The following is a 12,291-nucleotide window of genomic DNA, read 5'->3' as shown; positions in this document are numbered from 1 at the left end:
CGACAGCCGCGTATGCGTCACTTACTGAACCGCATGCTTCGCGGCATCTTCGATCACCGCCGCGACCTGCTGCGGCTTCGATTCATACACGGAGTGGCTCGCGCCCGGAATGACCGTCATGTGACTGTGCGCGCGCTCGTAGTACCAGCGCTCGAGATCCGGATTGATGATCTTGTCGCTGCCCGCCACGATGCCCCAGCTCGGCTTCGAGGTCCACGCCGCGGCCGTCAGCGGCGTCGTGAAGACCTGCGCCGAAGTGAGCATCTGCGAGTGCGATTCGAAGCGGGCCTGCCGGAGCGGCAGATCCGCGGCGAAGTCTTTCGGGAAGACGGCGGGGTTCAGATACGTGTAGCCGTCCGCCGTCTTTTCCACGGCGCCCGTCTGCTTCGCGAGGAAGCTGGGCGTTTTCTTGCCGAGCGTGCCTTCGTCCTCGCCCACGTCCGGCGCATGCGCCGCGACATAGACGAGGCCAGCCACGTTGGGATGCACTCCGGCCTCCGTGATGACCGACCCGCCGTAGCTGTGGCCGACGAGAATCGCCGGGCCGTTCTGCAGGTCGAGCACACGCCTGGTCGCGGCGACATCGGCTTCGAGCGAGGTCAGGGGCTCCTGCACCATCGTGACGTGATAGCCGTCCCTTGTCAGGATGTCGTAGACCGGCTTCCAGCCCGAGCCGTCGACCCACGCGCCATGGACAAGAACGATGTTCCTGACCGGCGCATGAGCGGCATCCTGAGCCATCGCGCCCGTCGATGCGAACACACCGGCGGACAACGCCAGGGCGGAAGCTGCTTGCAAGATTCGCTTCATGAAAAGCTCCGCTTATGCGAATGAGAAATCAGCGATCCGGATGCGCGCATTAGCTGCCGAAATACGGCTGGCAGAATTCGATCGGCCCGACGCATGTGTTCTTCATCGCGGCATGCTTCGAGACACCCGATGCGCTCGTGCCCGTTTGCGCGCCGCCATAGGCTTGCGCGGCATCGGCATGTTGCGCGGCGACCTTCGCTTCGGCCGCTTGAATGTCGGCGGGGTAGTACGGATCGCTCGCGACCGCGGGGTTGTAGCCCGCCTTTTCGACAGCGACGAGATCGGCGCGAACCTGTGCACGCGTGACGGGACCGTTCGACTGCGCGAAGGCGAGAGCGGGAGCGGCGAGCGTGGCGGCAACGAGGGTCAGGCTGACGAGATACTTGTTCATGATCGACTCCAAGGTGGATTGAGATAGCTTCATAATTTGGCATCCGAAATAAAATCGCTTCTTCGAATTCCATGGTTAAGGCCGTTGGTCCGTATTCGTATCGCGACCTTGATGACACTGTATAAGCTCGATCGCGCGTCGAATACACCTACGAAGGAGGGTGCCGGCACCAACCATCGGTGCATCCGCCAAACGTTCGCATGATGTTCGCATCGATTGCCTGACCGTCCGGCTGTGTCGCATGGGACGCGCGCATGAGCTGCCTCATGCGCGTGGCTGAAAGGCTCATACGAAGGTGTTATCTCCGCGCGATGAGAAAGCTCCGCTGTCGCTGTGGCGCGTTGCTGGTTTTGCGCTTCGTTGGCGAGCGTGTCGAGCGCGCTCTGAACGCGGGAATTAAACCTTGATATAGGTTGACTCAACCATTGGGCGGGGTCGTCAACCGTATGTACGGCTAGGCGGGGTGTTTGCGGTTGATTAACTTTGAGTCATCGCGATGCCGGTCTTTCGATCGGCGCACAACTTCATTGTTTGCCATGGACCGATCATGACTCTCAACCTGCTTTCGCCCACATCGAACCACAGCATGTTCGACGTGGCGTTCTGCTGCGGCTTGCGCTCACAGACGCATTTCACCACGGTCTTCAAACGCCCGGTCGGCGCCACGCCGAAGCACTGGCAAACGACGACGCTCGAGGCGTTCCGGGCGGATCGATCGCACGCATTCGTTCGATAAGGAGCCGAACATGGCTGAAGCTGCAATCGCCCTCGATCCGTGGGCTCAAACGATCTTCCAATTGACCGCGTTGAGTGAGGGTGTGACCTTCGAGGCGCCGTCGCTCAGGCGTCCCTTCGTTCAGGCCGGCGATCGCCGCGTCGCCGTGAAGCTGATCGAACGTCCGTCCACGACGACCGCGACGATCGAATGGCGCGACTCGACGCGCTGTTGTTATGGCGACCAGGTGTGGCGCGCGATGCGCGCGCGCACCGCTGGCGTGTGCGCGATGAGCGGATGTGAGATCCGTCCGGGCGATCAGGTGTATGGACCGAACCCGCGGCCCGTGCCGGGTAATGCCGGTGCGATGATTCTCGCGTCGGTGCTGGATCAGGCGGCGTCGTTGTGAAGGGTCCAAGGGCCATAAAACATGCGTTGAACTTTAGAGTTCAATAACCGGCGATGGTGTTCGTCGCCTTTGTTTGTCCGGCCATGTTCGCGGGCGGCGTGAGGGTGTGATCGGGTCCGGCGCGCAGCCGGCGCCGTGCGACCCGAACATGCCAGTTTCGATGGCCGCGACCCACAACTGCGACACGCCCCACACCGTGGCGGGATTAAAGCGAAGCGGAGAATATCGCCGATGAATTGCCCGCTGTATTGCGAAAAGCCCGTCCGGTTGGTGCCGAACTGAAACTTCATCGGAATGCCGCTCACGACGCCGACCGCGAAGTCCGGCGCGAGCAGAAAGGCGCAAAGGCCGATAGTGAGAATCGGCCAGAGGGTGTGAAAGATCGCGGTCATCGCAAACTGCACGCGCGACAGGTCGAGTATGTGATCAAGCATGGTGAGCGTTCCCGTGTTGAAGCGCATGGCGGCTACATCGTTGCCATGATTTGCGGGCGGCGTGAAGCCCACCGTGCGATTGCCCTGCACCTGCGAATGTCCGCGCACCGGACAAATGCCTGCGCCCGGCCGTCCGACATTGCCGCGCAGCAGCGCCGGATTCGCAATCTGCTGCACGGCTTTCGTGCCGCGCCAATGCTGCGTGATGCTCATTCCGTACACGAGGATCGCGTTTTCGGCGCGCATATAAATGTTCGCCGCGTTGGTGATCTCGGGCGCGCGTGAGGCCGGCGTGCCGCTCGATCGCGTCCCAGCGCATCGATGCCATGCATATGAGCTTCGACGAACTCGATATCGAGCACGCAGTCCTTACGCGCGGGATCGAATCGTCGATGTATCGCCGGGAACAGCGAAGAAGCTGGAAATGAAGAAAGACCGCACCGCGCTCGTCGAGGTCAAACCGATCGACATCCCGCAACGCGACCATACGGGCAAGCCGGGCGCAGGGGCGCGCTGACTTCGCATCGTCTGGAACGTGCCGGCCTGCGCTCGTCACCACGAACGCGGGTGACGCGGGTCTCCCGCCATCATCGGCTGTGGCGACTGGCGAGGAAAGACGCGCCAGTCGCCGTCATCATGGCGAAAGAAGAAGAGCGCGCGCGCGCCCGAGGGCTGTCGCGCCTCGATGCAGACGAAGCGCCGCCCGTCGACGGGCGTTCGGCCGAACAGCAGCACATGCAAGGGCGTGTCGCTGCCCGCGGCGAGCCACTTTTCCGCCTGCGCGCGCAACGAACGAAAATTGCGGATCACGGACTTGCTCATGACATCCTCCGCTTGAAGCAGAAAGCCCCGAGAGGCAGGCGCGGCACGCGCGCCCATCATGAGCAGAACGATCCCGCGAGGGAATTTTGAAGCGCCGGCCACATGCGCGCGAAGCGCCGCGGCGGCGGGCGAGCGACGCGCCGCGCTATTCGAGCGACACGCCCCCGAAGAGCGTGGGACCGAACGGATCGATCCGAAAACCATGTACGTTGCGCGCGAGCGGTTGATAAACGGTCGCGTGCGCGATCGGCGTGAACGGCACCTCTCGTTTGAAGATCTGCTGCGCCTGCTTGTACAGCGCCGTGCGCAACGGCGTGTCGAAGGTGGCGCGCGCCTGCTTCACCAGGTCGTCGAACGGCTTGTAGCACCACTTGGCGAAGTTGCCGCCCTGCACCGCGTCGCAGCCGAGCAGCACGCCGAGCCAGTCGTCGGGATCGCTGTAATCTCCGCTCCAGCCGATCAGCAGCGCTTCGTGCTCGCCCGCACGCGCACCGCTCAGGTATTTCGTCCACTCGAAAGTGACGATCTCCGCCCGCACGCCGATCTTCAGCCAGTCCGCCTGAATCATTTCCGCCATGAGGCGCGCGTTCGGGTTGTATGGGCGCTGCACCGGCATCGCCCAGAGTTTGATCGAGAAGCCGTTGGGGTATCCGGCTTCGGCGAGCAGTGCCTTGGCGCGCGCGGGATCGAACGGCGCATCCCTCAGCGTATCGTCGTAGCCCCATTGCGCGGGCGGCATCGGGTTGGTGGCGATCTGCCCCGCGCCCTGATACACCGAAGCGAGAATCGCCCGCTTATCGATCGACATGTCGAGCGCGCGGCGCACCGCGGGATCGTCGAGCGGCTTCTTCGACGTGTTGTAGGCGAGATAACCGAGATTGAAGCCGGCCTGGCTCGGCATCTGCAGTTTCGGGTCCGCGCGAATTGCCGCGACATCTGCGGGTTGCGGATAGCTCATCACGTGGCATTCGCCCGCTCTGAGCTTTTGCAGGCGCACGTTGGCATCGGTCGTGATGACGAACTTGAGCTGGTTCACGAGCACGGTATTCGAGCGCCAGTAATCCGGGTTGCCGTGGAATGTGATTTGCGCGTCCTTCGTGAATTCATCCAGCACGAACGGGCCGGTGCCGATAGGCTCCTTATCGATGTTGTCCGCCGTGCCGCTCTCGAGCAGGGCGTCGGCATATTCCTTCGAGAGGATCGACGTGAACGGCATCGCCACTTTCTGGATGAAGGGCGCATCGATGCTGTTGAGCGTGAAGCGCACCGTGTACGGATCGATCTTCTCGACTTCCCTGACGTTCTTCACGAGGCCGACACCGGCGGCATATGGAATGGAGACGCGATTAGCCTTCTGAAACGCGTTCTCGGGATCGAGCATGCGCTTGAACGTGAAGACCACGTCGTCGGCGTTGAAGTCGCGCGTCGGCGTGAACCAGGCCGTCTTATGAAATTTCACGCCGCGCCGCAGATGGAAGGTGTACTGAAGGCCGTCGTCCGAGCGATCCCAGCTCTCCGCGAGACCGGGATCGGTTTTATCCGAACCGTCGAGCCTCAACTCGACCAGGCGGTCATACAAGGTATAGGCAGCGGCGGTGACCTCGACGCTCGACTGATATCGGGCGTCGTCGAAACCCTTGGGACTTGCTTCCGAGCAATAGACCAGCATCTTGCCGGGACTCTTCGCCACGGCGCACGGGCCGGCGGCGAGCATGCCGGTCAACAGGATCGCGTGAAGCAGCGCCTTCCAGGCGCCGGCACGAAAGCATTGCGCGAAGAGGCCGTTCATGTCGTCATCGCTCGAAGGTCGAAGCTTAAGCGGCATGCGCTGGCCGCATGCGTCGCCGATGCAGCAACTCGGCGAGGCTTCAGTATAGGTGCCGAAACTTAGCCATACCAAGGCGCCGCCGCGCGCGGCGGCGCGAGTCGAACGTTCGTTTGTGGCGCGGAAGCATCGGGCGCGCAAACGCGTGCGCGCGCGCGTGAGGCGGGTATAGGATGAGATCGGCGACGCGCGCACGATTCATCGCACGTAACAGCCTTGCGGCAGCGTCGCAGGAAAGGATGGCGAATGGACATATTGCTCACAGCGCCGGCGGGACTGTGCCGCGACGGCATCGCACGATTGCTGCGCGACTTCGCGCCCGATGCCGCGGTCCACGTGAGCGGCGAGCTTCGCGCGCAATGGCCCGGCGATCGCGCGCCCGGCTGCGTGGTGATCGACGGCGCCATGCTGCGCCACGATGCCGCCGAGATCGAGACGCTGCGCGCCTGCGCGCGGGCGACGCCGGTCGTAGTCCTGCTCGCGGAAACGACGCAGTCGCTCGTCGACCGGCTGATGGCCACGGGCGTATCGGGATGCGTGGAGAAATCGGCTTCGACGGAGTTGTTCTTCGGCGCGTTGCGGCTCGCGCTCGCGGGCGGCGTGTACCTGCCGCGCTCGCTGGTATCCGCCGGGCTGCACGAGACGCTCGCAGGGCCCGAGGCCGCCGCGCGAGCCGGCGCGCCCGCGCCCGATGTCGCGCTGCGCCTCACGCCGCGCCAGATCGAAGTGCTTGCGCTGGTCGCGCGCGGACGCTCCAACAAGATGATCGCGCGTCAGCTCGATATGGCCGAGGCCACGGTGAAGACGCATCTGACGACCATCTACAAGGCGCTCAATGTCACGAGCCGCGGCGAGGCGAGCGCGGCCGCCGCGCGCCTCGAAAGCATCCGCGAAGCGCAGGTCAGCAAGGCGGTCAACGGCGCTGCGCCGGTTGGCCGTTTTCTCGCGAGCATGGAGAGCCAGCGCTTCCGGCCGGGCGAGATCCTGTTTCACAAGGGCGATGCGGGTGGCGCGCTGTTCTATGTCGAGCACGGCACGATACGGCTCTCCGATCTCGGCATCGAGCTCGGCGCGGGCGCCGTGCTGGGCGAGATCGGGCTGTTCTCGCCGGAGCACAGGCGCACGTCGACGGCGGTCTGCAAGACCGATTGCGAATTGCGCACCGTTTCGGCCGCCGATGCCATCCGGCTTTATTATCAGGAGCCTGAATTCGCGCTGTATCTGATCCAGTTGCTCGCGAGCCGCTTGCAGGCAGACAAGGCGCGCCGCGCCTGATTCCCGCGCTGCAAACTGCTTGCTATTCTCCGCGCCAGTGAGTACGTTATTAGATGCGGCCCAGGCCATACACGAGTCATTTCGCTTCCCGAAGCATCTGAACGGCGTCGGAACGCGGGGCCCTGAAGAATCTGTCCGTCAAAATGGATCAATAGAAAAACGGCCATAATTCTTCGATATCCTTATATATTCTTCAGCACTATTCTCTTGTCGAAACGGACGTGCGCGTGCTGGCGCGCCGTAGTCGTCGCCACGGTGCAAGGACATGGACACGGAAATTGCCGCCACGGCCAGCGATCTGCAACGCGTGACGCGCACGATTCTCTTCGCCGATCTGGTGGAATCGTGCCGCCTCGCCGAAGCAGACGAGGAAGGCACGGTATCGCGCTGGCGCGGGCTGCGCATGGCGATCGAGACGCGCATCGTGCCGGGACATCGCGGCAGGCTCATCCGCACCGAGGGCGACGGCCTCATGATCGTCTTCGAAGATTCGCTCGCGGCCGCGCACTGCGCGCTCGACATTCAGCGCATGTGCCGGCTCACCACGCCCGCGCAGGGCGGCGCCGAGCCGCTGATGCTGCGCGAGAGCCTGCACGAAACCGATCTGCTCGCCGATCAGCGCGACGTCTACGGCTGCGGCGTGAATCTGGCCGCGCGTCTCTACAATCTGGCCGGCCCCGGCGAGATCGTCATCTCCGAGCGCATTCATGCGCGGCTCGCGGGCAGCTACGACGAGCAGATGGAAGACCTCGGCGAATGCCATCTGCGGCATCTTGCGAAACCGGTGCGCGCGTATCGTCTCGGCGGCCCCGGCCCGCGTCCGTTGATCGCGCCGGGCGCGGCGGCTAACGCTCAGACGCTGCGGTCCTCGATCGCGGTGATTCCCTTCGCGGCGCGCGTGGTCGAGCCGGGTCACGAAGCGCTGGGGGAGATTCTCGCCGACGAGATCATCGGCGCGCTGTCGCGTTCCGACCGGCTTCAGGTCATCTCGCGCCTGTCGACGAGTGCGCTGCGCGAGCGCGGGCTGAACGCGCGCGAAACAAGCGCGCTGCTCGACGCGCGCTACGTGCTCTCGGGCGCGTATCGCACGAGCCGCGAGCGGCTGCTGCTCACGGTCGAGCTCGCCGATGCCAAGGAAGACCGCGTCGTCTGGGCGCAAACCCTGAGCGAAGCCATCAGCGCGATCGTGCTGGGCGAGAGCGATCTCGCCGTGCAACTGAGGCAGGGCGTCGGCACGGCGATCGTCTCGCATGAACTCGAGCGCGCCCGCTCGCAATCGCTGCCGACGCTCGAAAGCTCGACGCTGCTGCTCAATGCGATCGCGCTGATGCATCGCGGCGTCTACGACGAGTTCGAGCGCGCGGGCCAGATGCTCGAGGTGCTCGCCGAGCGCGCGCGGCGGCAGTCGACTCCGCACGCGTGGCTCGGCAAATGGCACGTGCTCCGCTACAACCGCGGCTGGACCACCGACCGGCTCGGCGAAGCCCAGGCGGCGCTCGATTGCGCGAAGGCCGCGCTCGACAACGATTCCCAGTCATCCATCGCACTCGCGGTCGAAGGCTTTGTGCAGACGAATCTGCTCAAGCGGCTCGATATCGGCGAGGAACGCTATGCGCGCGCGCTCGAAGTGAATCCGAACGACTCGCTCGCGTGGCTGCTCAAGGGAGCGCTGCACGCGTTCAAGGGCGAGGGCGACGAAGCCGTCGCGGCGACGGGCTACGCGTTGTCGCTCTCGCCGCTCGATCCGATGCGCAACTTCTTCGATTCGCTCGCCGCGACGGCCGCCTTGTCGGCGCAGGAATGGCGCAGCGCGATCGAGCTTGCGCGGCGCTCGCTCAGGGGCGGGCCGAACAACACGTCGACCTTGCGCGCGATGGCGATCGCCCAGTCCGAACTGGGTCTGCTCGATGCCGCCCGCGCGACGGTGGCGCGCGTGCTCGAGATCGAGCCGAATCTCACGGTGAAGCGCTATCTGGAGCGCTCGCCGTGCGCAGGCTACGAAACCGGCCGGATCTGGTCGGAGGCGTTGCGGCGCGCCGGACTGCCGGCGCGTTGACGTGGGCGTTCCTGCCGCGTGCGGCGGCGGCGCGCCTTGCCTGGAATGCGTTCGAATCGGCGTAAGCCCGATGCGGCGTGCATCGGCGGCCTTCTTGCGGGGAGAACAACATGAGTGCATTGGGTGGGGCGGGCGGCGCGGGTGGCGCTGGTGGTGCGGGTGGCGCGGGCGGGGCCGGAGGCGCAGGCGGGGCAGGGGGCGCGGGGGTGGCCGGCACGGAGCCCAGCGTGCTCGGCGATACCGAATTGCTCACGCAGGCGTTGATCGTGCATCGCGATGGCATCGTCGGGCCGTGGCTGGACAAGCATTTCATCCTTCAGGCGCAGCAGGACGATAACAACCACATCGAGGACGAAGGGCAGATGTGGCGCTGGGACGACTGGGTGCGCGCGTCGGTCTACGATTTCGAGCTCGCAACGAATCTCGCCTTCGCGCGCACGCCCGGCACCGAGGCCAAGAAGCTCGGAGGTGTCTCGCTGTGGCATCGGCCGTTCGATCCGGCCGCCGCAGCGGCGCCCGCTATCGAGCCGATCGCGGAGATGTACCGTCCCGGCACGGAGACCTTCGTCAAGCAGCTCGCCTTCATGGACCGCTATTCGGACCTGCGGGCCGAGCGCGCCAACGAGACGCTCGTCCAGATGGGGCCGCAGACGGCGTTCTGGGCATCGATCGTCAACCTGAGCCCGATACGCACGCCGAAAACGCTCGAAATGCTCGCCACCGTGATCCGCTTCGCGATCTTCGTGGAAATGCGTTTCAAGCACGCGCTCGCGTGCACGCGCGCCGTCGACTACTCGCCGCAGGTGCAGCCGATGATCGCCACGCCCGGCCACGGCACGCTGCCGAGCGGGCATTCGACGCAGGCGTACATCGTCGCCGAGGTCATGTGGGCGTTTTTCAGCGACCTGCTGCAGGAGCCGCCGAGCCCGGCGGCGGCAGGGGTGCCGCAGGTGTCGCTCACGCTGCGCAATCAACTGCTCTATCAGGCGAGCCGCGTCGCGATCAACCGCACCATCGCGGGCGTGCATTTTCCGGTGGACAGCGCGGCGGGACACCTGCTCGGCACGACGCTCGGCGAGTACTTCGTCGCGCGCTGCATCGGCGGCGCGCCTGGACTGCCGGAGCCCGCGGCCTACATGCCGCGCGTGTTCCAGGGCGACTTGTTCGTCGGCGACAACGACTTCGATCCAAACGAACGACTCGATCCGGTCTATGAGCCGCCGCCGCCGACCCCGGGTACGATTCCGCCGCACGTCGTGCTGAAGCCGGAGGTGACGAGCGTCGTGCGCTCGCCCATCCTCGCGTGGATGTGGAAGCAGGCGAAAAACGAATGGAACGGCGAAGCGCTGAAGGGAAGCCGCATTTGAAGGAGACCGCGCATGAGCACCACGACGGCCGCGAGCGCGGCCACCGCCGGCGTGTGGGACGTCCACCCGACGCAAGCATGGATCGGCATCTTCGAAGGACTCGACGAAAACAGTTTCGCGCGCCTCGATCCGTATCTGATCTGGGCCGCCGCGACGCGCTTCGCGGACCTCGGCAAGGTGCCCGGAAAGGACGGCTTCGTGCCGATCGCGATCGAAGTCAAAAAGAGGGACGCCGCGACGAATCCCGGCGACCCGGCGACCGCGCAGGAACTGGCCGAGGCGATCAAGAACGAAAGCTTCATCTGGATGTCGGCGTTCTACCGATCGCCGCCGTCCGGGCTCGCGCAGACGCGCTTTTGCACCGCGCACGTGAAGCTCGACTTCATCAAGCATCTCGACCCGGCGGTGCGGGCGCGGATCGAGCGCTTCACGCTCGCGCTGCCGGTCGTCTCCGGCTGGGCGCCGCGCAATCAGGCGCCCAAACCGGCGCCGGGCGGGCTCACGCCGATCACGCCGGGCAGCGGCATGGGCAGTACGGTCGTCGCCGTGTGTGACGACGGCATCGCGTTCGCGAATCAGCGTTTTCACGAGGACGCCACGCACGCGAAAACGCGCGTGCGCTGCTTCTGGAATCAGGACGACGACCCGTCGACGCCGGCGGCGGGCATCGGTTATGGCAGCGAGTTGCTGGAAGCCGACATGGACGCATTGATGCAGGCGGCGCGGGGCGGCGGCGGCTTCGACGAGAACCGTGTCTATCGGGAGGCCAAATACGCGAACGTCGGCGCCTACTGGGCGCATGGCACGTCCATGCTGGATCTCGCCGCCGGCGTGCATCCGGTCAATCCGCGCAAGATGGAGCAGGACGTGCCCTCGGTGGCCGCGCTGATCGGCGTGCAGTTCCGGCTGCCGGGGCGCAATATCCGCGACACGTCCGGGCTGTGGCTCGACGCGCAGGCGCTCGACGCCTTCCGCTATGTGGTCGATCGCGCGCAAGGCATCGCCGGGGCGGACTGCCGGCTGTTCATCAATCTGAGCTATGGCTATATCGCGGGTCCGCACGACGGCAGCTCGCTCATCGAGGCGGCGATGGACGAGCTCGTCGACACCGATGCGTGCTCGATCGTGGTGCCGGCCGGCAACAGCAATCTCGCTCGCTGCCACGGCCGGCGGCTCATCGCGGCCGGACACGCGGAGACGATGCTCTGGCGCGTCTTTCCCGATTGCCACACGCCGAGCTTCGTCGAAATCTGGCTCTCGACGGACGACGGCAAGGACCCGGACGTCGAACTGACGCTGGAGTTGCCCGGCGGCGCGAAGAGCCCGCCGGTCGCCGTCGGCAACGTGGCGACCTGGACCCGCGCGGGCGACACGCTCTGCACGGTGGTGCATCGCGGCCGCGGCGCGCGCGGCAGCGGGCCGATGATCCTTGTCGCGCTCGCGCCGACCGCCGCGCGCGGCGGCACGCGCCAGCTCGCGCCGAACGGCAACTGGATCATCCGGCTGAAGAACAAGGGCGCGTCGCACCTGCTGGCGAAAGCCTGGGTTCAGCGCAACGAGACGCCCGACGGCCTGCCGCCGCGCGGCCGGCAATCGCGCTTCGACGACGTCCCCTACCAGCGTTTCAACACCTTCACCGAGGAGCAGGACGTCGACAAGCCCGGCAACTCCTGGATCATGCGCGGCGATACGATCAATTCGATCGGCACCGGCTCCGGCCCGGCGGTCATCGCCGGATACCGCGGCAGCGACTACGCGACGGCGCGCTACTCCAATACCGGCATCGACATGGTGACGTTTGGCATGCCCAGGCGCGCGGGGCCGGATGCGGCGGCGGTCACGGACCGCTCCGCCGTGCAGACCGGCGTGCTGGCAACGGGCACCCGCAGCGGCAGCACGATCCCGGTCCTCGGCACGAGTTCCGCCGCGCCTCAGGCGGTGCGCCGTCTCGCCGCGCCGTTCACCGCCGCCGTGCCCGCCGCGCCTGTTTTCCCGATGCCGACTTCACCCGCGCGCCTGTCCGTACGCAGCTACGCGACGAAGCAGGGCGCGGTGTATATCCCCGGCACGACCGCGCTGCGCTGGCGCACCTTCGACCTCTATGAAATCCTGCGCCGCACAAGTGAGGCGAACGTCGGCGCGGGCAACGTTCCGCCCCCGCCGCCGCCGCCGTGAGCGAGGTGCAGC

The 12,291-nt window shown here is 65.7% G+C and carries 10 protein-coding genes and 2 pseudogenes; 6 read left to right on the top strand and 6 right to left on the bottom strand.

The genetic code is table 11. The annotated features are described in order from the left end of the window. Window positions 1-21: 21 nt before the first annotated feature. A complete protein-coding gene (locus AC1Z32_RS04525; RefSeq protein ID WP_483477499.1) occupies window positions 22-810 on the bottom strand; it encodes an alpha/beta hydrolase in 789 nt (262 codons plus the stop codon). A gap of 49 nt (window positions 811-859) precedes the next feature. Next, window positions 860-1,201 carry a DUF4148 domain-containing protein gene (locus AC1Z32_RS04520; RefSeq protein WP_483477498.1) on the bottom strand — a complete coding sequence of 114 codons (342 nt, stop codon included), beginning with the start codon at window positions 1,199-1,201 and terminating at the stop codon, window positions 860-862. Between the two features lie 547 nt (window positions 1,202-1,748). Here AC1Z32_RS04520 and AC1Z32_RS04515 point away from each other — a divergent pair. Further along, on the top strand, window positions 1,749-1,937 hold the full coding sequence (locus AC1Z32_RS04515; RefSeq protein WP_483477497.1) for an AraC family transcriptional regulator: 189 nt from the start codon (window positions 1,749-1,751) through the stop codon (window positions 1,935-1,937). Window positions 1,938-1,947: 10 nt separating this feature from the next. Continuing rightward, complete coding sequence (locus AC1Z32_RS04510) at window positions 1,948-2,325, top strand: DUF3331 domain-containing protein (protein ID WP_483477496.1); 378 nt, start codon at window positions 1,948-1,950, stop codon at window positions 2,323-2,325. A 212-nt stretch (window positions 2,326-2,537) separates the two neighbouring features. On the opposite strand, the pseudogene AC1Z32_RS04505 reads toward AC1Z32_RS04510, so the two are convergent. The 4 genes and pseudogenes from AC1Z32_RS04505 to AC1Z32_RS04490 form a co-directional block, all read right to left on the bottom strand. Beyond that, a pseudogene (locus AC1Z32_RS04505) lies at window positions 2,538-2,759 on the bottom strand (cytochrome ubiquinol oxidase subunit I); the annotation flags it as partial. Window positions 2,760-2,786: 27 nt separating this feature from the next. Then, a pseudogene (locus AC1Z32_RS04500) lies at window positions 2,787-3,121 on the bottom strand (FdhF/YdeP family oxidoreductase); the annotation flags it as partial. Window positions 3,122-3,311: 190 nt separating this feature from the next. Further along, a complete protein-coding gene (locus AC1Z32_RS04495; protein WP_483477495.1) occupies window positions 3,312-3,581 on the bottom strand; it encodes a hypothetical protein in 270 nt (89 codons plus the stop codon). A 145-nt stretch (window positions 3,582-3,726) separates the two neighbouring features. Continuing rightward, entirely contained in the window at window positions 3,727-5,370 is a 1,644-nt protein-coding gene (locus tag AC1Z32_RS04490; RefSeq protein ID WP_483477494.1) for an ABC transporter substrate-binding protein, read from the bottom strand. Window positions 5,371-5,652: 282 nt separating this feature from the next. Here AC1Z32_RS04490 and AC1Z32_RS04485 point away from each other — a divergent pair, with 282 nt between their 5' ends. The 4 genes from AC1Z32_RS04485 (at window position 5,653) to AC1Z32_RS04470 (ending at window position 12,279) form a co-directional block, all read left to right on the top strand. Then, window positions 5,653-6,681 carry a LuxR C-terminal-related transcriptional regulator gene (locus tag AC1Z32_RS04485; protein WP_483477493.1) on the top strand — a complete coding sequence of 343 codons (1,029 nt, stop codon included), beginning with the start codon at window positions 5,653-5,655 and terminating at the stop codon, window positions 6,679-6,681. A 265-nt stretch (window positions 6,682-6,946) separates the two neighbouring features. After that, window positions 6,947-8,737 (top strand): adenylate/guanylate cyclase domain-containing protein, encoded by a 1,791-nt coding sequence (locus AC1Z32_RS04480; RefSeq protein ID WP_483477492.1) that lies wholly within the window; start codon window positions 6,947-6,949, stop codon window positions 8,735-8,737. A 110-nt stretch (window positions 8,738-8,847) separates the two neighbouring features. Then, the gene (locus AC1Z32_RS04475) at window positions 8,848-10,104 is read left to right on the top strand and encodes a phosphatase PAP2 family protein (protein WP_483477491.1); all 1,257 of its coding nucleotides are present in this window, start codon (window positions 8,848-8,850) and stop codon (window positions 10,102-10,104) included. Between the two features lie 12 nt (window positions 10,105-10,116). Further along, complete coding sequence (locus AC1Z32_RS04470; RefSeq protein WP_483477490.1) at window positions 10,117-12,279, top strand: S8/S53 family peptidase; 2,163 nt, start codon at window positions 10,117-10,119, stop codon at window positions 12,277-12,279. Window positions 12,280-12,291: the final 12 nt, after the last annotated feature.

The organism is Caballeronia sp. 11_S32, assembly GCF_056930355.1.
This window is presented reverse-complemented; position numbering and strand designations above follow the sequence as displayed.

Coding starts and splice junctions, on each gene's coding strand:
- AC1Z32_RS04495 (WP_483477495.1), bottom strand. CDS start 3,581: ATGAGCAAGTCCGTGATCCGCAATTTTCGTTCGTTGCGCGCGCAGGCG.
- AC1Z32_RS04520 (WP_483477498.1), bottom strand. CDS start 1,201: ATGAACAAGTATCTCGTCAGCCTGACCCTCGTTGCCGCCACGCTCGCC.
- AC1Z32_RS04490 (WP_483477494.1), bottom strand. CDS start 5,370: ATGAACGGCCTCTTCGCGCAATGCTTTCGTGCCGGCGCCTGGAAGGCG.
- AC1Z32_RS04470 (WP_483477490.1), top strand. CDS start 10,117: ATGAGCACCACGACGGCCGCGAGCGCGGCCACCGCCGGCGTGTGGGAC.
- AC1Z32_RS04515 (WP_483477497.1), top strand. CDS start 1,749: ATGACTCTCAACCTGCTTTCGCCCACATCGAACCACAGCATGTTCGAC.
- AC1Z32_RS04485 (WP_483477493.1), top strand. CDS start 5,653: ATGGACATATTGCTCACAGCGCCGGCGGGACTGTGCCGCGACGGCATC.
- AC1Z32_RS04480 (WP_483477492.1), top strand. CDS start 6,947: ATGGACACGGAAATTGCCGCCACGGCCAGCGATCTGCAACGCGTGACG.
- AC1Z32_RS04510 (WP_483477496.1), top strand. CDS start 1,948: ATGGCTGAAGCTGCAATCGCCCTCGATCCGTGGGCTCAAACGATCTTC.
- AC1Z32_RS04475 (WP_483477491.1), top strand. CDS start 8,848: ATGAGTGCATTGGGTGGGGCGGGCGGCGCGGGTGGCGCTGGTGGTGCG.
- AC1Z32_RS04525 (WP_483477499.1), bottom strand. CDS start 810: ATGAAGCGAATCTTGCAAGCAGCTTCCGCCCTGGCGTTGTCCGCCGGT.